This is a genomic window from Paenibacillus sp. B46(2026), from assembly GCF_056786355.1.
Window position 1 is genome coordinate 292459 of the sequence record NZ_CM165907.1, and the last position, 25172, is coordinate 317630.

General features: G+C 49.5%; 11 protein-coding genes, 17 tRNA genes and 3 rRNA genes. 28 read left to right on the top strand and 3 right to left on the bottom strand.

What is annotated here, in order from left to right:
* Positions 1-362: 362 nt before the first annotated feature.
* Positions 363-3383: a DEAD/DEAH box helicase gene (locus AC1S8V_RS01340; RefSeq protein ID WP_482074358.1), complete on the bottom strand. Its 3021-nt coding sequence runs from the start codon at positions 3381-3383 to the stop codon at positions 363-365.
* Positions 3384-3388: 5 nt separating this feature from the next.
* Positions 3389-5146: an SWIM zinc finger family protein gene (locus AC1S8V_RS01345; protein ID WP_482072138.1), complete on the bottom strand. Its 1758-nt coding sequence runs from the start codon at positions 5144-5146 to the stop codon at positions 3389-3391.
* A gap of 301 nt (positions 5147-5447) precedes the next feature.
* Here AC1S8V_RS01345 and AC1S8V_RS01350 point away from each other — a divergent pair, with 301 nt between their 5' ends.
* Positions 5448-6266: an endonuclease/exonuclease/phosphatase family protein gene (locus tag AC1S8V_RS01350; protein WP_482072139.1), complete on the top strand. Its 819-nt coding sequence runs from the start codon at positions 5448-5450 to the stop codon at positions 6264-6266.
* A gap of 161 nt (positions 6267-6427) precedes the next feature.
* On the opposite strand, the gene AC1S8V_RS01355 is transcribed toward AC1S8V_RS01350, so the two are convergent.
* Positions 6428-7255 carry a methyl-accepting chemotaxis protein gene (locus AC1S8V_RS01355; protein WP_482072140.1) on the bottom strand — a complete coding sequence of 276 codons (828 nt, stop codon included), beginning with the start codon at positions 7253-7255 and terminating at the stop codon, positions 6428-6430.
* A 374-nt stretch (positions 7256-7629) separates the two neighbouring features.
* Here AC1S8V_RS01355 and AC1S8V_RS01360 point away from each other — a divergent pair, with 374 nt between their 5' ends.
* From AC1S8V_RS01360 to AC1S8V_RS01490, 27 genes are all read left to right on the top strand, one after another.
* On the top strand, positions 7630-9876 hold the full coding sequence (locus AC1S8V_RS01360; RefSeq protein ID WP_482074359.1) for a glycoside hydrolase family 88/105 protein: 2247 nt from the start codon (positions 7630-7632) through the stop codon (positions 9874-9876).
* Between the two features lie 248 nt (positions 9877-10124).
* Positions 10125-11465, top strand: a complete 1341-nt coding sequence (locus tag AC1S8V_RS01365; RefSeq protein ID WP_482072141.1) for an ABC transporter substrate-binding protein — start codon at positions 10125-10127, stop codon at positions 11463-11465.
* A 48-nt stretch (positions 11466-11513) separates the two neighbouring features.
* Positions 11514-12464 carry a carbohydrate ABC transporter permease gene (locus AC1S8V_RS01370; protein ID WP_482072142.1) on the top strand — a complete coding sequence of 317 codons (951 nt, stop codon included), beginning with the start codon at positions 11514-11516 and terminating at the stop codon, positions 12462-12464.
* Positions 12461-13309: a carbohydrate ABC transporter permease gene (locus AC1S8V_RS01375; protein WP_482072143.1), complete on the top strand. Its 849-nt coding sequence runs from the start codon at positions 12461-12463 to the stop codon at positions 13307-13309. Before AC1S8V_RS01370 ends, AC1S8V_RS01375 begins: the two co-directional genes overlap by 4 nt.
* Positions 13310-13337: 28 nt before the next feature.
* Positions 13338-15188, top strand: coding sequence for a cache domain-containing sensor histidine kinase (locus AC1S8V_RS01380; RefSeq protein WP_482072144.1), 1851 nt, complete (start codon positions 13338-13340; stop codon positions 15186-15188).
* Entirely contained in the window at positions 15185-16786 is a 1602-nt protein-coding gene (locus tag AC1S8V_RS01385) for a response regulator (protein ID WP_482072145.1), read from the top strand. Before AC1S8V_RS01380 ends, AC1S8V_RS01385 begins: the two co-directional genes overlap by 4 nt.
* Positions 16787-16839: 53 nt before the next feature.
* The gene (locus AC1S8V_RS01390) at positions 16840-17385 is read left to right on the top strand and encodes an N-acetyltransferase family protein (RefSeq protein WP_482072146.1); all 546 of its coding nucleotides are present in this window, start codon (positions 16840-16842) and stop codon (positions 17383-17385) included.
* 619 nt (positions 17386-18004) lie between these two features.
* Positions 18005-19557: ribosomal RNA gene (locus tag AC1S8V_RS01395) — 16S ribosomal RNA — on the top strand.
* Between the two features lie 314 nt (positions 19558-19871).
* Positions 19872-22799 (top strand): 23S ribosomal RNA (locus AC1S8V_RS01400).
* A 139-nt stretch (positions 22800-22938) separates the two neighbouring features.
* Positions 22939-23055: ribosomal RNA gene (rrf, locus tag AC1S8V_RS01405) — 5S ribosomal RNA — on the top strand.
* Together the 16S, 23S and 5S rRNA genes with 17 tRNA genes alongside form the textbook arrangement of a ribosomal RNA operon.
* 38 nt (positions 23056-23093) lie before the next feature.
* Positions 23094-23167, top strand: a tRNA-Ile gene (locus tag AC1S8V_RS01410).
* A gap of 34 nt (positions 23168-23201) precedes the next feature.
* Positions 23202-23277, top strand: a tRNA-Ala gene (locus AC1S8V_RS01415).
* A gap of 1 nt (position 23278) precedes the next feature.
* Positions 23279-23354, top strand: a tRNA-Asn gene (locus AC1S8V_RS01420).
* 4 nt (positions 23355-23358) lie between these two features.
* Positions 23359-23430: transfer RNA gene (locus AC1S8V_RS01425), tRNA-Glu, on the top strand.
* A gap of 124 nt (positions 23431-23554) precedes the next feature.
* Positions 23555-23630: transfer RNA gene (locus AC1S8V_RS01430), tRNA-Val, on the top strand.
* A 20-nt stretch (positions 23631-23650) separates the two neighbouring features.
* Positions 23651-23724: transfer RNA gene (locus AC1S8V_RS01435), tRNA-Met, on the top strand.
* Between the two features lie 25 nt (positions 23725-23749).
* Positions 23750-23827: transfer RNA gene (locus AC1S8V_RS01440), tRNA-Asp, on the top strand.
* A gap of 130 nt (positions 23828-23957) precedes the next feature.
* Positions 23958-24033, top strand: a tRNA-Phe gene (locus tag AC1S8V_RS01445).
* A 19-nt stretch (positions 24034-24052) separates the two neighbouring features.
* Positions 24053-24128: transfer RNA gene (locus AC1S8V_RS01450), tRNA-Thr, on the top strand.
* A 9-nt stretch (positions 24129-24137) separates the two neighbouring features.
* Positions 24138-24223: transfer RNA gene (locus AC1S8V_RS01455), tRNA-Tyr, on the top strand.
* 9 nt (positions 24224-24232) lie between these two features.
* Positions 24233-24308: transfer RNA gene (locus AC1S8V_RS01460), tRNA-Lys, on the top strand.
* Between the two features lie 6 nt (positions 24309-24314).
* A tRNA-Leu gene (locus AC1S8V_RS01465) sits at positions 24315-24395 on the top strand.
* A gap of 10 nt (positions 24396-24405) precedes the next feature.
* Positions 24406-24480: transfer RNA gene (locus tag AC1S8V_RS01470), tRNA-Gly, on the top strand.
* A 7-nt stretch (positions 24481-24487) separates the two neighbouring features.
* Positions 24488-24564: transfer RNA gene (locus tag AC1S8V_RS01475), tRNA-Arg, on the top strand.
* 17 nt (positions 24565-24581) lie between these two features.
* Positions 24582-24660 (top strand) — tRNA-Leu (locus AC1S8V_RS01480).
* Positions 24661-24667: 7 nt separating this feature from the next.
* Positions 24668-24741: transfer RNA gene (locus AC1S8V_RS01485), tRNA-Pro, on the top strand.
* A 10-nt stretch (positions 24742-24751) separates the two neighbouring features.
* Positions 24752-24822, top strand: a tRNA-Gly gene (locus tag AC1S8V_RS01490).
* Positions 24823-25172: the final 350 nt, after the last annotated feature.

Genomic DNA, 25172 nt, shown 5'->3' on the forward strand with positions numbered 1-25172 from the left:
TATAACATTCATTTATATTAAATATTACAAAATTAAATTGTGTAAAATATATTGTTAAATATAACATAACCATTTTCTAAAGTAAAATCATGAACGTATCGTCGATCTCCAATTTGATGTTAATTTGATTGAACAACTAGTTCTTGTGATTTAGAATGGCGGAAGATGCCAACCCAAAAACGGGATGAATGATGAATTTTATCAAAAAAATGCAGGATTCAAGATCATCTATCATCGGTAACATGCGTTAAGAACGGATGATTAACCGCAACAACACAAAAAGAGCGAAGCCGGAATTCAAATTCCGAAACTTCGCTTTTTTTTATTTCTCTTTTTTATTGTATTTCTCATTTCATTCCGAGTCACCCAGACCAATCACGACGCCGAGTGAACAGATCCTTCAGCTCATCTGTTGACAATTCGGTAATCCAGTTCTCGGAGCTTGTGATGATGTTATCGCTAAGCTGCTGTTTGCTCTCCAACATCTCGTCGATCCGCTCCTCCAATGTGCCAAGAGAGATGAACTTATGCACCTGGACATCCTTGGTCTGACCCATCCGATAAGCCCGGTCGGTAGCTTGATTCTCAACAGCCGGGTTCCACCAGCGGTCAAAATGGAAGACATGATTGGCTGCGGTCAGATTCAATCCCACACCGCCTGCCTTGATGGACAGAATGAAGACGGACGGTTGCTTATCCTCAGGCAATGTACGGGATTGGAATTCCTCAATCATGCGATCCCTTGCCGTCTTGGATGTGCCCCCGTGCAGGTATAGCACCGGCTCCTGTAACTCCTGACGCAATACCTGCTGCAGCATCTGTCCCATCCCGATGTATTGGGTGAAAATGAGGCATCGCTCGCCCTCGTCCCGCAATTCACGGACGAGCTCCATCAGTCGCTCCAACTTCGCGGAGCGGCTAATCAGCATGGCCATATCCTGCGGGCTGTACACGTCATAAGAGGATGTCAGTGTGCCGTCCTCGGGCAGTTCCTCCGGCAAAGCTTCTTTCGTTAGCAGCAGAGGGTGATCACACAATTGTTTAAGCTGGGTTAACGCCGATAGAATCGCACCTTTACGCTTGATGCCTTCCAGCTCTTTCATTTTATCCATCAAGGCCTGTACGGACTGGTCATACAATGCACTTTGTTCACCCGTAAGGTGAATGTAGGTCTTCATCTCGTTTTTGTCCGGCAGATCAAGCTGGATATTCGGATCTTTTTTCTTCCGGCGCAGCATGAACGGCTTCACCAATTGCTGCAGATCCTGCATCCGCTGCTCATCCTTGTCTTTTTCGATCGCACTGATGAAGCGAGTCTGGAATGCACGGGCGTTGCCCAGGTATCCTGGATTGATAAAGTCATAGATCGACCACAGCTCAGACAACCGATTCTCGATCGGCGTACCTGTCATGGCAATGCGGTGTTTCGCCGGGAAACTGCGGACAGCCAGGGATTGTTTGGTCTGGGCGTTTTTGATATTCTGTGCTTCATCGAGACAGATGCATGCCCACGTATAAGTCTGCAACATCTCCTGATCCAGTGTAGCTGTAGCAAAGGACGTGATAATAATATCCACCTTCTCCGTCTGCTCCCGGAATTCTTCTCTGCTTAATCGGCGTGCCCCGTAATGCAGGCTGACATGAATGGAGGGCGCAAAGCGGCTAATCTCCTTTTGCCAGTTGCCCAATACGGAAGTCGGACAGATCAGAAGTACCGGGGCTTGTCCCGGCTTACGTGGTTCATGTTCTTTGATGTGTAATAGATACGTGATGAACTGAATGGTTTTCCCGAGACCCATATCATCGGCAAGACATGCCCCAAGTCCAAATCTGCGCAGGAAACCAAGCCATGCAAAACCTTCCTTCTGATACGATCGCAGTTCGGCATGGAGCCCTGTCGGAATGGGCAGAGAAGGCGCGCCACCTTGTCCACCCCCCAGTTGTGCGATAACCCGATTCAGGTGTTCGTTAAGTTCAACCTCCAGCCGAATGTTCTCATTAGCCTGCGGTTGCTCTTCCTCCTCGGTTTGTTGTCCTTCCTTCCATTTCTGGTTGCGATATTCCCGTTGCTCATTATGCAGAAGATGCAGGTGCAGAATATCCTGGAATGAGAGTCCCTGTTCCCGATCTACACCGCCCATGGCACGGCGTATCTGTTCCAGCAGGTCAGGGTCGAGTGGAACCCATTCTCCACGGAAGCGAACCAATCGTTCATTACGGGCAACAAGATCGGCGAATTCATCTTCGCTAAGATCCGTGTCACCAATCGCAATTCGCCAGTCAAAATGAATAATCGAGTCCAGTCCAAAGAACGACTGTCCCCGCTCACTGCCTTCCTCCGGTTGCACCTTAGCACGCAGCTTTGGCTTCTTCTTACGGGCTGCTTCCCACCAACCAGGAAGCAGAACTTGCCAGCCCGCTGCGAGCAACCGCCCGCTATCCTGCGTCAGGAACTGCCAGGCTTCCTGATCTCCCAAAGGGTCACTCAGCACATCCCGTCTGCCGCTAATGGAGCTTCCCAGACGCGGCAGATGTGCGCGGAGCTGATCCAGCCATCCGGCGGAGCGATCCAGAATGAACGGTGTCCATACCTCTGGCCATTCGCCTTCAAGTCTGCCGCGTGAATCCAGCATGACGGGCACCAAGATGGCGGCATCCAGCTTGTTCTGCAACACCAGTCGCAGCCGCCAAGATGGCTCATCCTCGTCTGGCTCCTGCAATTGCAGCATGGGTCTGAATGGTGCGGCATCTGCTTTCCAGCCAATGGATACGAGCCAGGACTGGGCGTCCATTCCGGCTGTCTTAGGGAGAGTGCCGCGCTCTGGGAACAACTGCGGGAATTCACGCCGCAGATCGGTCCCAGCTTCCTCCGAACTGTACCAGCGCTGGAATACGAAGGCGGAATAGGCAGCCCCAAGTCCTTCGGCATAACTCTCGTCCGTCTGTTGAATCGCTTTGGTAAGTGATGCCCGATCCTGCTTTTTCAAGCTGTCTGGGTCCCAGGTCCACTGAAGCTGTCCTGCACGATAAGCCTCGAAGCTGGGCACGTATTTGCGTTTCTCGATAGATGCTGTGAGTGCCGGAGCCAGTCGAATCAGATGTTCCGCTTGTTCGTCCCACTTCCATTCAATATGAAGCAGGGTATGCATCTCGGCAAAGAAGGGAATCACTTCTTCCGCAGGCAGAACAACCAGCTCAATCTCCTCAATCTGCCGAACTTCTAATTCGGTACCGTAGAAGGAAGGGGCATGCCAAGCGAACAATCGCTGCTTAAGCGACTGTCCCGATACAAAGTGGTGTGTGTTGAGTGCTCCGTAAAACAAAGCATCGCCATATCCGGTTAAAGCGACGTGAACCTCAATCGTTTCAGTGTATGGATGAATTAAGCTCATGAGATCAGTTTACCTTTCCGAAGCTCTTCCTGCAGGGCACGCAGCCGACTGTTACGAACGGCGAGTGTGGTGATGAACTGCTCCCAGTGCGCTTCTTGCTTCAACTTTTTATAGATTTTGGACAGGCGTTTCAGCAGCTTCACCGCTGCCTTGTATCCGTCCCTGTTCTTGTGTCCGATATAACGCTCCACTGCCTGATGATAGAAGGGGAGCAGCAGTTCAGGTGCATCTTTTTCAATCGGTTGCAGCACCGCTACGCGGAATTCGAGAGGTTCCGTTCCTGTACTTAGCTGAAAATCAATCCATCTGCGCCACTGTCCACGCGAATGCATAGCATCCTCGTAGGCGGGGCGGGAGTGGGGAAGCATACTGACAAGCGTGTCCCACATACGGTTCTCTGCATCGGGCAGATGTTGAATGGCCGTATCCCATATATGCATGTAATCATTCAAAGGTGTATTACGGCGATTCGCCAGAAGGGGGCCAAGTTGTACCAACCAATCGCCAAGCCGCTTCCATTCAGCCGAATCTGCGAGTACATGGAGAAAATGCAACAGTTGTTCTGGCGGGAAACCGTAGGCCGAGCTTCCATGGATGAGTCGCTGCCATGCCTGATCATCCTGCCCCAGATGGAAGTGCATCCAGCTCTGCGCGAGTACTAGCGGCAGGGGCAGTGTTACGGCTTTGCCTGGTCTATCACTACTACTTCCATTACTTTGAGCGCTACTCAAGACACTTCCACCTGACTGGGAAGGTGTCGAAGCGGCGGTTATATTGCGCTCTATATCATCTAAGATGGCCTGTTCCGACACTAACATGTCCCGCGATCCTTGCAGCTTAGGTACGATCCAGTTCAACCACAGTTGTCGATAGATCGGAGTGAAGAACATCATGCTAGCTGTCTCAGGCATCATCTGTTTGCGTAAATAAGCCGAGGTTTCGGACAGTCTGTTCCAAAGTTGTTCAAGCTTGTTTCCCTTTAAACCTGACAGGTCTAGCGGATGGTTAAAGATCCGTTCAATGTCTTTCTGAAGTGCATCCACCGCGAGCTGGGCAGGGTAGCTCAAGTACACGGGGGTATGCGTGATGGAGTTACGAGCCGGCGGCACGCAGAATCGGATGAGGTACAGCTGCACATGTAGTTCAAAAAGTTGGTCCATCGCAGCGGGCAGCCTTGGCTTAATGGCATATAACTCGTCCGTTGCTTCCTGTACGTAGGATGTGCTTGCTGTGCCAGAACCCAGCCGTCTCAGACAGGAGTGGAATAGCTCATGCCATTCCGAGATTTCGAGATCAGCAAGCTCTGTCGCACGCTCCTTGATCTGGCTGTATTGGTTGTCCGGAATATCCATATCCTGTTGTTCATCGGCATCTGTATAGCTGGATAGTCCTGCGGACATGGCCCCGACGGGTTTGGTCGTTTGTTTGAGCGCAGTACTGGAGTGTGCATTCACAATGGCATGCACAGGTCGCTCCAGTTGCTCGGCATAACTCATCAATACAGCAGTCATATGTTTGCATACGGAACTCACCGGGCAGGTACAATGACTTGTAGACAGGGATTGCATGCTCAGGGTGACCTCATATTCTTCCGATCCTTGTACAACGGCCAAGATTCCTTGTTGTTCTGAATAGGTTAATGGTCCGACACGTTTCTGTTTATAATATTGGAATCCGCGCATGATTGTCAGGTTGTTAAAATGCTCTGCAACTTCCCGAATTAATTGTTGCCACTGCGCATCATCCATCCTCATGTTATTGGGTATGTTCATCATTCCATCTCCTGGGGTAAACATAGGTTCAGTAATCACCACGTCTATGACGTGATGTTGTAAATTTGTTGTATCCATCATATCAGTTATGAGCCAATCCGTGCATGGGTTATGAAGAATTTGAAGTTATTTTAGACCAACAGGAATCAGGATGAACACGTCGATTATGCTGGCGGACGACATGCAAGAATACACCATATTGTGTATGCTTATGGTATGTATTCCTTTCAGGAACGATGCAGGCCGGGGAAACGGTCATATTACAAACAACAGGAGAGAGCATATGAAAATACTTACGTTAAACACACACGCTTGGGCGGAAGAGGATCAACTGAACAAGATCAGTCAGCTGGCTGATTTTATTAATACACATCAATTTGATGTCATCTCCATGCAGGAGGTCAACCAATCCATGCAGGAAGCGGCGCTTTCTGAAGAAGAACTGGGGACTTATTTTGCTACTGAATCCGACGCTGTAATTAAAAAAGACAACTATGCCTACGTCCTGCTTCAACAGCTGACAGAGCAATATCACTGGACGTGGATTCCTGCCCATGTCGGGTTCCGAAAATATGACGAAGGACTGGCGATCCTTAGCCGGACGCCGATTAAGCAGGCTTTTGGAGAATACGTGTCCCACATGCGGGATTATAACAACTATCGTACACGCAAGATTGTGGGAATCCAGACGGTCGTCCAAGGTGAAGCAACCTGGTTTGTGAACGGGCACTACAACTGGTGGGATGATGCGCAGGAACCTTTCAAGGGACAGTGGGAGTTGACGGAGAGCAAGCTTGCCCGCTACATGGACCAGCCGTTATATATAATGGGTGATTTCAATAATGTCGCGGAAGTGCGTGATGAAGGCTATGATTATATGATGAGCAAAGGCTGGAATGACCTGTATACCACAGCATTGCAAAAGGATGATGGAGCAACCGTGGTGAAAGCCATTGCCGGCTGGGCAGACAATAAACGCGATCTGCGGATCGACTATATTTTCTCCAATCGTCCGATTCAGGCTAAATCTTCTACCGTGGTCTTGAACGGTAAAACCGGGCCGGTCGTGTCCGATCATTTTGGCGTCGCTGTAGAGATATAACAGCCGTGTGAACATAAACCATAAAGGTGATATCACCGCAAATATGAAACAAAGCCTCCGCTAACTTCCTGCAAGGGGAAGTGGCCGGAGGCTTTTCACATTCTAAATCATTTGTTATGTACATTTCATATCATCTTTATTTCTGCTGTGGAACTGTATTTTTATTCGAGCGCCAGCATCTGATGTACGAACTTTTTCAGATTTGCGCTTGTCTCGCTAAGCTGTTCGATACTTTCCATGAATTCGGTAACAAGCTTGGCCTGATCCACTGTTGCGGTTGTAATCTGACCGATCTCCCGCTCCATATGTTTCATGGAATCTTGTACACTGCCTAGGGATGTTTCGATATCAGTCGCTGCTTGTTTCGTATGATCCGACAGCTTGCGTACTTCACTGGCCACCACACCGAAGCCGGCTCCCTGATCGCCCACACGGGCCGCCTCGATCATGGCGTTGAGTCCAAGCAGATTGGTTTGTTCCGATACTTCACGAATGACGTTTGTTACTTTAGACACACTGACGGAGTTCTCGGAAGCTTTTTTGGAGTTGCGCAGAATCTCTTCCGAGGTCGCAGAGAGTTCTTCGGAATGTGCTGCAATCTGCTGAATGCCGCCGACGAGTGCATGAATGGTCGTTTCATTTTCACGGATCAGATTTTCGAGGGTCATATGGCTATCCAGTGCGTAGTTCACACCCAATATACCCACGACCTGATCGTCTTCCTTGATGGGAATTAGGATGGCGTCGAAAGGTCTGCCTTGCAGATCACCAGGCATACGTGCCACGGTACGCGTATCCTTGTTGGTGAGCATTTTGAAATCTTTGTAATCGTCATGCAGCTCATCTCCAACCTTCACACCAATCTCCAGACTTTTTGCTTCGGAAAAATACAATACTTTCTCATGATCATTAATGGATATGGATATGTCATCACGGAACATTTGGCTAACAAAAGGCATAGCATTTACCAGAGATTCAAGAGTATTCAATGTGCATCTTTCCTTCCCGTTACAAAAAGTGGAATTTTTCAGCCTACTATCTATATCGGCAACGTTTTCTGTTTTTTTAAACGAATGTTCAAATATAAGTTCAACGGGCGAGACATAAAGTAAGACTTTGAATTTATTTGTAAGCGTAATCAAAAATCTGTAGCCACCGTAGAACATGTCAGTTATACTGGGATTATTAATTGGTGTCTGAGTAAAACAGAGGATATTAACGTTCAGGGCAAGGGAGTTTCTTACGAAGGTTAAGCGCTATATCTCCTGAGGCTGTGACAGCAAAATACGGATCTGGTCTGCCCGGGCGAACGTTTAATTCGGATAAAACTTTTATTTCAACAGGAGAGGGATGTGTGCCATCGATGACGACCTATTTCAGTGAACCGCAGAGCATGTATTACCGATTTGGGGAAGATCAGGATCAGGTACTGAAGGTACTGGCCGAGAGGTATATTGGAGCAAATGCGCAGGCTGATTTTGTATATCGGGTATTCCAGAAGTCTGGTATTTTGCAAAATGAAAAAGGGCTTTATGATCTGAATTTAGGTAAACGCTTTCCTGATGCACCTAAAGACCATATATCCTACGCAGCTGCACTGGTTTGGGGGGACGAGGACCGAAACCTGGATGTACTGGTCCGCTGTTATGGGCCTGTTCGTTTCTATTTCAATGAGCAGATGGTCTATCGCTCAACAGTAATGGATGAGATTAGTCCAGACGCAACGGTGAAGCTCAGCATCGATATCAAGCCTGGTTGGAACACCATATGGCTGGAAATGAAAAACACCCCTGCCGGCTTCGGCTGCCAATTTGGGTCAGATGAAGGAAAAGTGCGCATTTTGAATGTATTTGCTCCATTCCAGGAGAGACAGGGGCAAGCCGGGTGGGTATTCTCCCAACCGAACCGAACCGCGAGTAAGCAACCGGACCTGCTTGGAAAAGAATCAGACTACAGCTTGAACTGGCTGCCTGAGACAGGCTGGTCTGATGAAGATAAAGCCAAATCAGCTTTCGAACGAATATACGGAAACCTTCCTGGAAAGCATGCTTATGCCTGGACCCATCTGAACAATAACGATTCAACCGGGAATGCGGTGCGATTGTCAGGTCAATCTTCCGGTTCTCTGAGTATTTGGATTAGCGGCAAGCCTGTGGCGCAAGTGAAGGAGCCGGGTTCGTTCGAAGTGGATGTACCAGTCCCGTTTGGACGGAATGACCTGCTTGTCCGAAGTGAATGCAACGATACGGCGAGACCTTGGCATTTTAATTTGAATGCAACCGTTTCGGGTAAGCAACTTTCACTGGAACTTCCTCAGCGTGTGCACGGTGCTACTGGAGAGTCTTGGTTATATGTTGGGCCTTTTGAGTCGGAAGTTGAACCGGATTTGCAGGAACTTACCCGAACGGACCGAGTGTACCAAACGGGGCTAGAACAGACATATTGGCGCTTAGATCGACCGGATGCTTGGATCAGACCTTATTATGAAAACGCCATGTTAAGCAACAAATGGACAGTGGGCAGTGTGACCAATTATGGCCGCTGGGATTATCCATTGGGTGTCACTGTATACGGTCTATTACGGACTGGGCGTTATTTGCAGAGACCGGACATTACACGTTATGCGGCTGAGCATGTGCAGGCGTGTACCCAGATGTATGAATACTCATTATGGGATCGGGAGCAGTATGGTTTCCCGGCAGTCAATCAACAATTGGTCATGCTGAAAATGCTGGATAACTGCGGTTCTTTTGGTTCGGCCATGCTGGAAGCGTATTCAGAGTGTCATGAACCAACGTTTCTTCCGATTGCTGAACGGATTGCGGATTTCATGCTTTCCCGCCTGGAACGGCAGGAGGATGGGGCGTTTTATCGCACATGCATAGGGGAGTATGCAGAGAATACCATGTGGGCAGATGACCTCTATATGAGCACGCCGTTTCTCGTTCGTTATGCCCGGGTGACGGGAAGCTCATCCGCACTGGATGAAGCCGCCAGACAATTTTTATTGTATCGGAAATATCTGTTCATGCCTGAGTTCAAAATTATGTCTCACGTATATGATTTCAAATATGGACAGGCAACGCAGATTCCATGGGGACGGGGGAACGGCTGGACACTATTTTCGTTGACGGAGGTGCTGGAAGCTTTGCCAGCAGAGCATCCTGAGCGCCCAGCCTTAATAGATTTCTTCAATGAGCTGTGTGAAGGGTACGCGGCACTTCAAGGGGAAAGCGGGTTATGGCATCAGGTGTTGAATGACTCGCAGACGTATGAAGAAGCCTCCTGCACGGCGATGTTTGCCTATGGTTTTGCGAGGGGTGTACGCTTTGGCTGGTTCAAAGACCCTGATGTTTACGTCACGGCTGCCCAGCAGGCATGGAAGGGACTCATCTGTAAAGCGATTGATCGTCAAGGGAATGTCCATGGCGTGTGCAGCGGTTCGAGATATGCGTTTACGGCAGAGTATTATGATCAGGACTTGCGTACCGTCACCAATGACAATCACGGAATAGGCATTATGATGCTGGCAGGAACTGAGGTTGCAAAAATGAAGAATCATTTGGCTGATCACAGGATGACTTCACCTGCCGCCACGCACTCCATCTGATTTTCATGCTTTCGTTTCATACAAACCCGCTATCTTCTGCTCCACGTACTACACTTGTATACCCGTAATCATATCTAATACGGGAACATCACCGCCGGGAATATCATTCCTGGTGGTTTTTGATTCCTGTAACTCCTTACTTTTTTGACAGGAAAGCTTACTTTTGTTTATGTCATGTGCAGCAATGGACCGATACAATAGGTTTTGTAAGCGATTCCATAAATGCAAGAAGGGGAGGAAATTCATTTATGATGATTACAAAAAAGTGGGTAACCCTGTTCTGCCTGTCCCTGTTATTGTTCGCTACAGCCTGTTCTGGAGGGGCCGCCGATACACCATCTTCTTCAGGTGAAGCAAGTGGAAGTGAAGGAGATTCATCAGGTAAGGTTGAACTGCGCATGACCTGGTGGGGATCACAGACCAGACATGATTTGACGACTAAAGTGATCCAATTGTTTGAAGAGAAACATCCGGGAATCACCATTAAACCTGAATACTCCGGTTGGGATGGTTATTTTGACAAGTTGACTACACAGGTAGCCGGTTCGAATGCACCGGATATCATCCAGATGGATTACGCCTTTCTGACTGACTTTGCCCGGCGTGGTGCCTTGCGTGACCTGACCCCGTTTGCAGAGAGCAAAGAGCTGCGGACAGAGGATCATGATCAGAGCATGATTACAGCCGGATCAATTGACGATAAATTATATGCAATTACGCTTGGAGTAAACGCACCGGGTGTCATCTATGACGCCACCGTATTTCAGGAATTAGGCATTGAAGAACCACAAGAGAGCTGGACATGGAAGGATTTTGGGGATATTGCGACCAAGATTGCCGCAGCCAAAGGTGAGGGGTTCTATGGATCTGCAGACATTTCCGGTACCACAAACATGTTTGAAGTGTTTATCCGGCAATCGGGGAAAGGATTGTTCGACGGTGGCACGATGACCGCTACCAGCGAGGAGCTTCAACAATGGTTCGATATGTGGGGCGCACTACGCGAGAATGGTGGAGTGACCACAGCGGAGATAACGGCATCCACAACCAATGCGCTGGAGACACGCCCGATCTCGCTGGGTACAGCTGCCATGGATTTTGCGTGGTCTAATCAATTGCTGACATTCCAGCAGGTGAACAAAAACCAGGATCATAAGCTTGGCATACAAGTGCTTCCGCATGGTGTTAACGAGCAGCAAATTGGCGAATATCTGAAACCAGGTCAGTTCCTTTCCGGATATGCCAAAACCAAACATCCGAAGGAAGTCGCCATGTTCATTGATTTCATGGTCAATGATCCAGAAGCAACCGCTATTCTTGGTTCTGAACGTGGTGTGCCGGTTAACTCCAGCATTCGTGAGCAGATGCAGCCAACGCTTCCGGAAGCGGAGCAAGTTATTTTCCAATTTATCGATACCGTATCGAAGCATTCCAGTGAGATTGATCCACCATACCCGCAAGGATTTGCTGAAGTGGACACGAGTTTCAAGAGCGCAAGCGAGCAGATCGCCTTCGGTCAAGGCAATACTCCGGATGTGATTGCTCAGTTTATTGAAGGGGCCAAGGCTACCCTTGGATCGAGTCAATAAACCATTGAAACCGTTCCAGACTTCTAATTCTGCGGGGAGGTTGCGAAGATGACGACATCACAGGTCAGTCAGGCCCGAATCGAGAGTGTAGCTAGCCGGCGGGTGAAACGAAGATATGCCCATAATGGAGCAGCGCTTCTGTTCCTCGCCCCATGGCTTGTCGGGTTGTTATTTCTAACCCTGGGTCCCATGTTGGTATCCTTGTACATTTCGTTCACCGATTACAGTATCCTGGCCGCCCCTTCCTGGGTCGGTCTGGATAACTACACCACCATGTTTACATCGGATAAACTGTTTACCCAGTCGCTCAAAGTCACATTCACGTATGTCGCTGTATCCGTACCGGTCAAATTGATCTTTGCACTGCTTGTAGCGATGCTGCTCAACAAAGGGATTCGAGGGCTCGGTATTTACCGGACGGTGTATTACATCCCGACATTGCTTGGGGGTAGCGTGGCGATTGCGATGTTGTGGCGTAAAATGCTGGGTGGGGACGGGCTGCTCAACAGTGTTCTTGCCATGGTGGGTATTAAGGCACCCGATTGGGTTGCGAATCCGAAGTATGCCTTGTACTCCATCGTGCTGTTATCCGTGTGGCAGTTCGGATCGTCGATGATTATTTTCCTGGCAGGCCTGAAGCAGATTCCACCCGAATATGATGAAGCCTCAGCGGTAGATGGTGCGGGCCCACTGCGGAGATTCTTCTATATAACGTTGCCGATTCTGTCACCCGTTATCTTCTTTAATCTCGTCATGCAGCTGATTACGTCCTTTCAATCGTTTACGCAGGCTTTCGTCATCAGTAATGGTAGCGGAGGGCCAGTGAATTCAACCCTAATGTACTCCCTGTATCTGTACAAGAAAGGATTCTCATTCTTTCAGATGGGCTATGCTTCCGCGATGGCCTGGGTACTGGTAATCCTGATTGGCGTATTTACATTGCTCGTATTCCGCAGCAGCAAGCTGTGGGTGCACTATGAGGATGGTGGAAAATCATGATTGGACAACGGAACTCTACAGCATGGGTCGTCGGCAAACATGTGTTGATCTCAGGCATCGCCTTTGTCATGCTCTACCCGATCCTCTGGATGCTGGGCAGCTCGTTCAAACCGGGACATATGATCTTTACAGAGACATGGTTCTGGCCGCAGGAATGGAATTGGCAAAATTACATGAATGGTTGGTCCGGAATTCAGGGCAATCCGTTCTCCCGTTTCTTGACCAACTCCATCGTCCTGTCGCTTGGAGCTGTGCTGGGCAATGTGATTTCCTGCTCTATGGCGGCATATGCCTTCGCCAGGCTGAATTTTCGTTTCAAAGCCATCTGCTTCGGCCTGATGCTCATGACGATCATGCTGCCACATCATGTGACGCTGATCCCGCAGTATATCCTTTTCAACCACCTGGAGTGGGTGAATACGTATCTGCCTCTCGTCGTGCCAAAATGGTTGGCGACTGACGCCTTCTTCATTTTTCTCATGGTGCAGTTCTTCCGGGGATTGCCCAAAGAGCTGGATGAAGCGGCCACTATTGATGGATGCGGCCCTGTGAAAATATATACCAAAATCATCATTCCACTGGCTTTCCCAGCGCTGGTTACCACGATGATCTTTACGTTCTTGTGGACATGGGACGACTTCTTCAGTCAGTTGATCTACTTGAGTGATGTGAGCAAATACACCGTGCCGCTGGGTCTGCGTCTATTCCTTGATTCCAGTTCTCAATCCGATTGGGGCCCAATGTTTGCGATGTCGGTATTGTCGCTGGTGCCATGTTTTATCGTATTTATCGTGTGTCAAAAGTATTTCGTGGAAGGAATCGCAACCTCTGGGCTCAAAGGGTAATTCCAAGACGAAACGAGTTGGTTTTCGCATGCGGAAAGGAAGATGGTCTTCATTTATTAATCAAAAGCTGCAACAAAGCAAGCTCTCCACATTGATGGTGACTTGCTTTATTGCGTTTAACCTGCTGCTCGTCTCGGTTGTGGTCTGGCTGGCATATCAGTCTTTCTCAGCAGTCACCTTTGCCGAGATTAGCAAAGCACGCCTGGCTCTTCTGAACGAGAGTACACGACGGGGATTTGATTTCATCACAAGTGTAACGGGAAATGCCTACGCTTTGGCAAGCAATAGGGAACTGTCCAGTCTGCTCGAAACGATGGAGACAGGGAGACTTTCGCAGATTCATCAACGGCGGGAAGTATCCCGCATATTGGATCATACGCTGGTCGTCAGTGAAGGTATTACTTCTATAGAGTTGTACACGGATGCATTTAACGGTGTAGCTGTTACCATGCCTGATCGCATCTTCCCGGTAGATACCATTTCCGGCGACTCCTGGTTCGGTGCATTGGAGCAGGCTGATGCGGCATGGGTCCCGCTGCGGGAGAATGAATCCGGTCAATCCCTCATTGGGTATGCTCAGCGAATCTTTGACAGCCGAGGGGGGACGGTAGCCTATGTGCTTATCCGGCTGAGTCGCGCAGACATTGTACGCAGATTTGCAGATATGCCCATGGTATTGGATGGCAAGGTGCTGCTGGTAGATACGGCTGGTAATGTCGTCATGCAGATGGGTGAAGCTGATCCCATTAAGAGATCTAAGTGGCCATATGACTCCAATACAAGTGTTGGAGATGAAGATTCCTCTTCTTTAGTAGACAGTGCCTGGATTCAGGAACATACCAAGCATGGTGAAGACGGATTCGAAGTGGTCTCTGGTCAGTCTGGTGGCTCACAGCTTGTGCTATATTCCAGACCGGCCATGCTTCAGTGGCGTCTGGTGCAGACGATCCCGGTTCATATGCTTTTATCTCCAGTCAGACAAGCAGGATGGCAGATCCTCGGAATTGCGGTGCTGGGGTTATTATGCTCGGCAGTACTCGCGTATCTCTTCGTGCGGCGGATTATTCGTCCTCTACGTCAATTGATCAAACGGATGAGACAATTGGAGAAAGGGGATTTCAATACCCGAGTGCAACTGTCTTTCACAGAGGAATACGCTCACTTGGCTTATGGTTTTAATCACATGGCTTCACAACTCACGACACTGATGGAACAGGTGAAGGATGAGAGCCGTGCCAAGCGGGAAGCACAGACGGGCTTGCTTGAGGCCCAGATCAAACCCCATTTTCTGTACAACACCCTCGACATGATCCATTGGCGTGCACTCGATTACGAAGCCAAAGACATCAGTCGTATGATTGTGCAACTCAGTAAGCTGTTACGGATCGGACTGAGTGGGGGGAGATTGTTTATTCGGGTACGAGATGAGTTGGAGCATGCGCGTTGCTACGTCAGTATTCAGTCAGAGCGTCTACCCTTCTCTATTCAATATCAGGAACATATTGATCCGCGTATTCGCGGTTGTTACATTCCCAAGATCATTTTGCAGCCCTTTATCGAAAATGCTGTTATGCACGGACACCCTGAAGAAGGCACACTTCGAATTCAGGTGCACATGCACGAAGCGGAAAGCACTCACACGGATATCGTTATTCGTATCACGGATAATGGGCAAGGTTTACCGGAAGGGTGGGAGCTGGAAGATACGTGTGGCATCGGTGTACGGAATGTACATCAGCGCATTCAGCTGTATTGTGGGAAGAGATATGGCGTTCAACTGAGCGATGGAGAGTCGGGTGGTGTGGAGGTGACCATTACGCTGCCATGCATAGAGACCAACGAGCAATTAAATCTGTGGCTGGACGGTGAAAAAGGATGAAGACCATTATGCTTGTAGATGACGATCCGCATATTGTAAAGGCATTAACCGAACATATCGACTGGTCTTCCCTGGGCCTCAGCATTGCAGGTACAGCTTCCAATGGCTTGGATGCGCTGGAGTTGTTCCACCGCATGCATCCCGATCTCGTCATGACCGACGTTTATCTACCGGGGATGACCGGGCTTGAGATTACACAGGCGCTGCGGCGCGATCATCCCCATCTGCCGATTATTATCCTTAGTGGATATGACGAATTCGAGAACGCCCGGGCAGCCATGCGCTGGGGTGTGAATCACTTTTTGCTGAAGCCGGCAGAGGTGGAGGAGATTGAGTCTGTGTTGCGTGAGGTATTATTGGAGCAAGATGTACGAGAGCGACATGAGCGGCTGGAGCGGACGTACAAGCAGGAGGTCGGGCGGGTACTTCCCTATCTGCGCAAACAATTTCTTCACGAACTGCTGACTACGCGATATCGGGCGGAGGAGCTGCCTAAAGAACGCATGGAGTATATAGGCATTCATATGTCCTCACAGGCACGAGCCATTAGTCTGCAACTGAATCGCCCCGTATTTTTGACACGGATGAAAGAACGGGACTGGCAGCTTCTCCGCTATGGGGTGGCCGATATTATTCAGGAGACGGTGAAAGAGCATGCGGTGCGCATGAATGGTCAGGTAGAAATTGTTGATTATTCGGATCAGGTATTTGTGTTGGTTCTATTAGGAGATAAAGATCATCTGGAGGAAATCCTGCCACTTGTGGAGAGGATGATCGATCAGATCTTTACGTATCTGAAAATTGAAGTAAGTGCTGGAATAGGAAGATCCAAGAGTCACCCATGTGAGGTGATAGATTCTTATCTGGAGAGCAGGGAAGCGGTGGAAACAGCAGAGTTTCAGGGTGGAAGTCGCATCTACCGTTATGAAGCGTCAGCGGATACGGGGCCAAGCGCGACTGATTATTCATTATTGCTTCGCCAATGGAATGAGGCATGGGCAGATATCAGACCCGATCAGGCGGAAGAGGTGTGGCATCGTATTCGTCTTTTACTGAAAGAGGGAAACTGTGTTGGGATACAGGATATACAGGTTGTTGCCGTCAGTCTGTTTGACACGTTGATTCATAGCTGGAATCGACTTCATCCCATGTTAACGCCGCCGCTTGCGATGAGTGATTTTCTGCGTGAAATTCAATCAAAATATGCATTGCATGATCTGGTAAACTGGATGGACTGTATTATCTGCAACTGGCTGGAACAGATACGCAAAGAGATGGGCGAGAAGAAAAGCAATAAACTGATAGAGCAGGTGAAACAGTATGTGGAGCTGCATTACGCCGAAGAGATTAGTTTTGAAGCGATTGCCAAGGGGCTATTCGTGCATCCAAAGTATCTGAGTCAACTGTTCAAAAGGGTGACTGGAGAGAATTTCGTCAGTTATTTGAACAGGTACCGAATTCAGAGAGCGTTGGAACTGTTGCAGTCGGGACATTACATGGTATACGAGGTGAGTGAGATGACGGGGTTCCGTAATGCTACGTATTTCAGTCAGGTGTTCAAGATGCTTACAGGCAAGAGTCCGTCTGAGGTTGGTTAGAGCAGTAGAGAGTACAGTAACTTAAATAAAGAGGAATAGGCGGATTGGTTCTTATGATTATCGATCAACAGGAGTATTACAATAAAGGAGTATCTTACTCGATTAGATCGGCAGAGGAAAAGGATGCTGAGGCTTTGGCTTCACTCCGTGTACAAATAGACGGGGAAACCGAGAACATGGATCGTGAAGAGGGTGAGGCGTGTATCAACGCAGCCGGGTTTAGGCGTATCATCCATTTGGACAACGAGAAGTCACGGAATTTGTTCCTTGTTGCTGTAGTAGCTGGCGAGATTGTGGGATACTCCCGATGTGAGGGTACAGAGTTGAAGCGTTTTTGCCATAAGGTTGAGTTCGGCGTGGGTGTAGCCAGAAATTTCTGGGGACATGGGATTGGCAAGAACTTGTTGGAGAAGTCGATAGAATGGGCAGACCAGACTGGTATAGAGAAGATGGCGTTGAACGTGCTGGCATCCAACGAAAAGGCAATTGAGCTATATCAAAAGTGTGGCTTTGGGATCGAAGGCGTTTTGAAAAGGGATCGGCGACACGCGGATGGACATTATCACGACACGATAGTGATGGGCAGGTTCAAAGACTGACCGTGTAGAAAGTAAAGGTTACAATCTATTACGCTCACAGAAGAGTGAGTTCAAATACTATTTTTGATATCTATATGATAGATAGCATTGTACTCGAATAGAGATAATGCGTTTTTAATTATATAGAACATAATTAGTTTGATCGCTCTGTTCACAACAGATATTGAGACAGATTAGACTGGTGTGTGTATAGGATATAGTAAGAGAGTATTACCATCCGAAAAAGAGTTTAGAAGAGATTGAATCAAGTAATCGATTAGTTCGCTAATGGGATATTTTACAAGTGGTATTTATATTGTGCATATGGTATATTCTATTTCCGGCCAAAAAACACGAGAAACAAAGTGCCGCAAGCAAAATTAAATAAGCTTCGAAAGAAACTTGAAAAAAAGAGCTTGCTAAGTTGGTTCGGTAGTGTTATGATATAAAAGTTGCTGAGGTAAACAACGCTCGGTAACAAAACAAGTTTGATCTTTGAAAACTGAACAACGAGTGAGTGAACATTCTGCTTACAGAATGAACGCGAAAGTTGGAGACAAGCCTTGGCTTGAATCGACTGGAGCACAAATGAGATTTTTAATCTCGTCAGATTCAAAATGAGCTTATCGCTCTTTTCAATTTATTGGAGAGTTTGATCCTGGCTCAGGACGAACGCTGGCGGCATGCCTAATACATGCAAGTCGAGCGGAGTTGATAGGAAGCTTGCTTCCTGGATACTTAGCGGCGGACGGGTGAGTAACACGTAGGCAACCTGCCCTCAAGTTTGGGACAACTACCGGAAACGGTAGCTAATACCGAATAGTTGTTTTCTTCGCCTGAAGAGAACTGGAAAGACGGAGCAATCTGTCACTTGGGGATGGGCCTGCGGCGCATTAGCTAGTTGGTGGGGTAACGGCTCACCAAGGCGACGATGCGTAGCCGACCTGAGAGGGTGATCGGCCACACTGGGACTGAGACACGGCCCAGACTCCTACGGGAGGCAGCAGTAGGGAATCTTCCGCAATGGGCGAAAGCCTGACGGAGCAATGCCGCGTGAGTGATGAAGGTTTTCGGATCGTAAAGCTCTGTTGCCAGGGAAGAACGCTTGGGAGAGTAACTGCTCTCAAGGTGACGGTACCTGAGAAGAAAGCCCCGGCTAACTACGTGCCAGCAGCCGCGGTAATACGTAGGGGGCAAGCGTTGTCCGGAATTATTGGGCGTAAAGCGCGCGCAGGCGGTCATTTAAGTCTGGTGTTTAATCCCGGGGCTCAACCCCGGATCGCACTGGAAACTGGGTGACTTGAGTGCAGAAGAGGAGAGTGGAATTCCACGTGTAGCGGTGAAATGCGTAGATATGTGGAGGAACACCAGTGGCGAAGGCGACTCTCTGGGCTGTAACTGACGCTGAGGCGCGAAAGCGTGGGGAGCAAACAGGATTAGATACCCTGGTAGTCCACGCCGTAAACGATGAGTGCTAGGTGTTAGGGGTTTCGATACCCTTGGTGCCGAAGTTAACACATTAAGCACTCCGCCTGGGGAGTACGGTCGCAAGACTGAAACTCAAAGGAATTGACGGGGACCCGCACAAGCAGTGGAGTATGTGGTTTAATTCGAAGCAACGCGAAGAACCTTACCAGGTCTTGACATCCCTCTGACCGGTACAGAGATGTACCTTTCCTTCGGGACAGAGGAGACAGGTGGTGCATGGTTGTCGTCAGCTCGTGTCGTGAGATGTTGGGTTAAGTCCCGCAACGAGCGCAACCCTTATATTTAGTTGCCAGCACTTCGGGTGGGCACTCTAGATAGACTGCCGGTGACAAACCGGAGGAAGGTGGGGATGACGTCAAATCATCATGCCCCTTATGACCTGGGCTACACACGTACTACAATGGCCGGTACAACGGGCTGCGAAATCGCGAGATGGAGCCAATCCCAACAAAGCCGGTCTCAGTTCGGATTGCAGGCTGCAACTCGCCTGCATGAAGTCGGAATTGCTAGTAATCGCGGATCAGCATGCCGCGGTGAATACGTTCCCGGGTCTTGTACACACCGCCCGTCACACCACGAGAGTTTATAACACCCGAAGTCGGTGGGGTAACCGCAAGGAGCCAGCCGCCGAAGGTGGGATAGATGATTGGGGTGAAGTCGTAACAAGGTAGCCGTATCGGAAGGTGCGGCTGGATCACCTCCTTTCTATGGAGAATCGTTTCCCGAGTGGAAACATTCAAATACGCAGACTTGATCTGCACAAACTACTCACTCGTTGCTCAGTTTTGAGAGCTCAAACTCTCAAACAGCTTGCTTTTGCATGGAGCTTGTTCTTTGAAAACTAGATATCGAAACGAAACAAACGCGAATTAGAACATTCCTTTTTAGCTGAACTTGTGTTAAAACAAGTTTCAATAAAAACGGTAGTTAATTGCTTTTGCGATGGTATTGGATGGGAGCGACTTTTGGCTTTGCGCAAGCAAAACAAGGGAAGCGAGCAGTCAAAACCGGAGCAATATGGTTAAGCTACTAAGAGCACACGGAGGATGCCTAGGCGCTAGGAGCCGATGAAGGACGTGGCGAACAACGAAACTGCCTCGGGGAGCTGTAAGCAAGCTTTGATCCGGGGGTGTCCGAATGGGGAAACCCAGCTGGGGTAATTTCCAGTTACTCACAACTGAATACATAGGTTGTGCAGAGGCATACCAGGGGAACTGAAACATCTAAGTACCCTGAGGAAGAGAAAACAATAGTGATTCCGTCAGTAGCGGCGAGCGAACGCGGAGAAGCCCAAACCAGAGAGCTTGCTCTCTGGGGTTGTGGGACGTCTCACATGGAGTTACAAAGGAACCGGTTAAGCGAAGAGGTCTGGAAAGGCCCGCCAAAGAAGGTAAAAGCCCTGTAATTGAAAGTTGGTTCCCTCCGAGACGGATCCCGAGTAGTGCGGGGCACGTGAAACCCCGTATGAATCCGGCAGGACCATCTGCCAAGGCTAAATACTTCCTAGCGACCGATAGTGAAGCAGTACCGTGAGGGAAAGGTGAAAAGCACCCCGGAAGGGGAGTGAAATAGAACCTGAAACCGTGTGCTTACAAAAAGTCAGAGCCCGTTTTAGGGGTGATGGCGTGCCTTTTGTAGAATGAACCGGCGAGTTACGTTCCCGTGCAAGGTTAAGGTGAAGAGCCGGAGCCGCAGCGAAAGCGAGTCTGAATAGGGCGAGTGAGTACGTGGACGTAGACCCGAAACCGGGTGATCTACCCCTGTCCAGGGTGAAGGTGCGGTAACACGCACTGGAGGCCCGAACCCACGCATGTTGAAAAATGCGGGGATGAGGTGGGGGTAGCGGAGAAATTCCAATCGAACTCGGAGATAGCTGGTTCTCCCCGAAATAGCTTTAGGGCTAGCCTCGGAAAACAGAGTCGTGGAGGTAGAGCACTGATTGGGTGCGGGGCCCGCAAGGGTTACCAAGCTCAGTCAAACTCCGAATGCCATAGACTTACTTCCGGGAGTCAGACAGTGAGTGCTAAGATCCATTGTCAAAAGGGAAACAGCCCAGACCATCAGCTAAGGTCCCCAAGTGTGTGTTAAGTGGGAAAGGATGTGGAGTTGCACAGACAACCAGGATGTTGGCTTAGAAGCAGCCACCATTGAAAGAGTGCGTAATAGCTCACTGGTCGAGTGACTCTGCGCCGAAAATGTAACGGGGCTAAACACACCACCGAAGCTATGGCTTGATGCTTTGCATCAGGGGTAGGGGAGCGTTGTATAAGGGTTGAAGGTGTACCGTAAGGAGCGCTGGACATTATACAAGTGAGAATGCCGGTATGAGTAACGAAAAGATCAGTGAGAATCTGATCCGCCGAAAGCCTAAGGGTTCCTGAGGAAGGCTCGTCCGCTCAGGGTAAGTCGGGACCTAAGGCGAGGCCGAAAGGCGTAGTCGAAGGACAACAGGTCGAAATTCCTGTACCACCGTAAGCCGTTATGAGCAATGGGGGGACGCAGTAGGGTAGTGACGCGGACTGATGGATGTCCGTCTAAGCAGTAAGGCTGATGTGTAGGCAAATCCGCACATTGTAAGGCTGAGCTGTGATGGGGAGTGAAAATTACAGTAGCGAAGGTCATGATCTCACACTGCCAAGAAAAGCCTCTAGCCAGGTGATGGTGCCCGTACCGCAAACCGACACAGGTAGGCGAGAAGAGTATTCTAAGGCGCGCGGAAGAACTCTCGTTAAGGAACTCGGCAAAATGACCCCGTAACTTCGGGAGAAGGGGTGCCCCGGTAGTGTGAATAGCACGAGGGGGCCGCAGTGAAAAGGCCCAAGCGACTGTTTAGCAAAAACACAGGTCTGTGCGAAGCCGTAAGGCGAAGTATACGGGCTGACGCCTGCCCGGTGCTGGAAGGTTAAGGGGAGTGGTTAGGGACTCGTCCCGAAGCTGTGAACCGAAGCCCCAGTAAACGGCGGCCGTAACTATAACGGTCCTAAGGTAGCGAAATTCCTTGTCAGGTAAATTCTGACCCGCACGAATGGCGTAACGACTTGGGCGCTGTCTCAACGAGAGATCCGGTGAAATTTTAATACCTGTGAAGATGCAGGTTACCCGCGACAAGACGGAAAGACCCCATGGAGCTTTACTGCAGCTTGATATTGAATTTGGGTACGATCTGTACAGGATAGGTGGGAGCCTTTGAAACGTGAGCGCCAGCTTGCGTGGAGGCAACGTTGGGATACCACCCTGATCGTATCTAGGTTCTAACCTGGTACCGTAAACCGGTACGGGGACAGTGTCAGGTGGGCAGTTTGACTGGGGCGGTCGCCTCCTAAAGAGTAACGGAGGCGCCCAAAGGTTCCCTCAGAATGGTTGGAAATCATTCGAAGAGTGCAAAGGCATAAGGGAGCTTGACTGCGAGACCTACAAGTCGAGCAGGGACGAAAGTCGGGCTTAGTGATCCGGTGGTACCGCATGGAAGGGCCATCGCTCAACGGATAAAAGCTACCCTGGGGATAACAGGCTTATCTCCCCCAAGAGTCCACATCGACGGGGAGGTTTGGCACCTCGATGTCGGCTCATCGCATCCTGGGGCTGAAGTAGGTCCCAAGGGTTGGGCTGTTCGCCCATTAAAGCGGTACGCGAGCTGGGTTCAGAACGTCGTGAGACAGTTCGGTCCCTATCTGTCGTGGGCGTAGGAAATTTGAGAGGAGCTGTCCTTAGTACGAGAGGACCGGGATGGACGTACCGCTGGTGTACCAGTTGTTCCGCCAGGAGCACCGCTGGGTAGCTATGTACGGAAGGGATAAACGCTGAAAGCATCTAAGCGTGAAGCCCCCCTCAAGATGAGATTTCCCAGTATGTAAGACCCCTTGAAGACGACGAGGTAGATAGGCTGGGGGTGGAAGTGCAGCAATGCATGGAGCTGACCAGTACTAATCGGTCGAGGGCTTATCCAATATGCAAGTTGTAAATCGCAGGTTTCGTTTCGAATCTAGTTTTCAGAGAACAACACTCTGAAGATGCGCTGAACCATTCATCCACACAGCCGTGCCCGGACCGAATGGAACGCGAACGCATTTGTTATACAAATGCCCGTTTGGTGGCGATGGCGGAGGGGTTCCACACGTACCCATCCCGAACACGACCGTTAAGCCCTCTAGCGCCGATGGTACTTGGACCGCAGGGTCCTGGGAGAGTAGGACGCCGCCAAGCGAAACCCCTTTGGGGTATTTTTTTTCGAAATTTGATAAGGGCCCTTAGCTCAGTTGGTTAGAGCGCACCTCTGATAAGGGTGAGGCCGGTGGTTCGAGTCCACCAGGGCCCATAGTAATATCAAAACAAGAAATACACCAGTGTATGGGGCCATAGCTCAGCTGGGAGAGCGCCTGCCTTGCAAGCAGGAGGTCAGCGGTTCGATCCCGCTTGGCTCCACCATTCCCTGATAGCTCAGTTGGTAGAGCACTCGACTGTTAATCGAGTTGTCACAGGTTCGAGCCCTGTTCGGGGAGCCAGTAAGGCCCGTTGGTCAAGGGGTTAAGACACCTCCCTTTCACGGAGGTAACAGGGGTTCGAATCCCCTACGGGTCATAGCTATATTTATTAGCTTCAAAAAGGGATGAGAATCCCAAAGGTTCGTCGGAGGATGTACTTCGTTAGCAACTGCTTCGCAGTCTCGAACGAAGTGAGAGTATCCCCTACGGGTCATATAGATGGAGGCTTAGCTCAGCTGGGAGAGCATCTGCCTTACAAGCAGAGGGTCGGGGGTTCGATCCCCTCAGCCTCCACCATATAACTTATTTTATAACGACGCGGGGTGGAGCAGCCCGGTAGCTCGTCGGGCTCATAACCCGAAGGCCGCAGGTTCAAATCCTGCCCCCGCAATTAACTTTCCTTGAGAAAGTACTATGGAACCGTGGTGTAGTTGGCCTAACATGCCTGCCTGTCACGCAGGAGATCGCGGGTTCGAATCCCGTCGGTTCCGCCATCATGTATATGCTTCAGGGATGAGAATCCGTTTTTGGGTTCGTCGGAGCATTTACTTCGAGAGTATAAGCTTCGCAGTCTCGAACGAAGTGAGAGTATCCCGTCGGTTCCGCCATTTTTTAATGTAGTAAGGCTCGGTAGCTCAGTCGGTAGAGCAGAGGACTGAAAATCCTCGTGTCGGCGGTTCGATTCCGTCCCGAGCCACCATTATAACACCATGTTATACGCCGGTGTAGCTCAACTGGTAGAGCAACTGACTTGTAATCAGTAGGTTGGGGGTTCAAGTCCTCTCGCCGGCACCATGTAATCCTGGAGGATTAGCGAAGTGGCCAAACGCATCAGACTGTAAATCTGCTCCCGTACGGGTTCGGTGGTTCGAATCCATCATCCTCCACCAGTTTTCTATGAGTCATTAGCTCAGTTGGTAGAGCACCTGACTTTTAATCAGGGTGTCGAAGGTTCGAGCCCTTCATGACTCACCATCATATGCGCGTGTGGCGGAATTGGCAGACGCACTAGACTTAGGATCTAGCGTCTTTGACGTGGGGGTTCAAGTCCCTCCACGCGCATCCCTTATATGCGGAAGTGGCTCAGCGGTAGAGCATCGCCTTGCCAAGGCGAGGGTCGCGGGTTCGATTCCCGTCTTCCGCTCCAATATTTTGCGCCCTTAGCTCAGCTGGATAGAGCGTTTGACTACGAATCAAAAGGCCGGGAGTTCGAATCTCTCAGGGCGCGCCATTATAACTTCATATTTTGCCGGCGTGGCGGAATGGCAGACGCGCTCGACTCAAAATCGAGTGGGAAACCGTGGAGGTTCGAGTCCTCTCGCCGGTATAGATAACGGGATGTAGCTCAGCTTGGTAGAGCACCTGGTTTGGGACCAGGGGGTCGCATGTTCAAATCGTGTCATCCCGATTGTTGTTATGCGGGTGTAGTTCAATGGTAGAACTTTAGCCTTCCAAGCTAATAGCGTGGGTTCGATTCCCATCACCCGCTTATATATCGTAAAAGAAAGAGATGGTATTCACCGTCTCTTTCTTTTTTTGCATTTATAGGTATGTTGGCGATTGTAGTATACAAAAATCACGGATTATATGGCTCACTAGTATGTACGAGCATGGATCATCGGTCCTTACGATAGTCCCCTCTCTTCTCTCTTAGTAATTGTGGAAGCTTTTGAAATGATGCAGGACTAATAGCTCTTACAACAATGAATTACCGCTGTTTTATCGCAATTTATAAAAACGCTTACAAAAATAGCTTGCGTAAATCAGCAGCCTGTAATACCATATCAATTAAGCGCTTAACCTTTAGGGGTAAGGCGCTTAAACTTAACGCAGATTAAG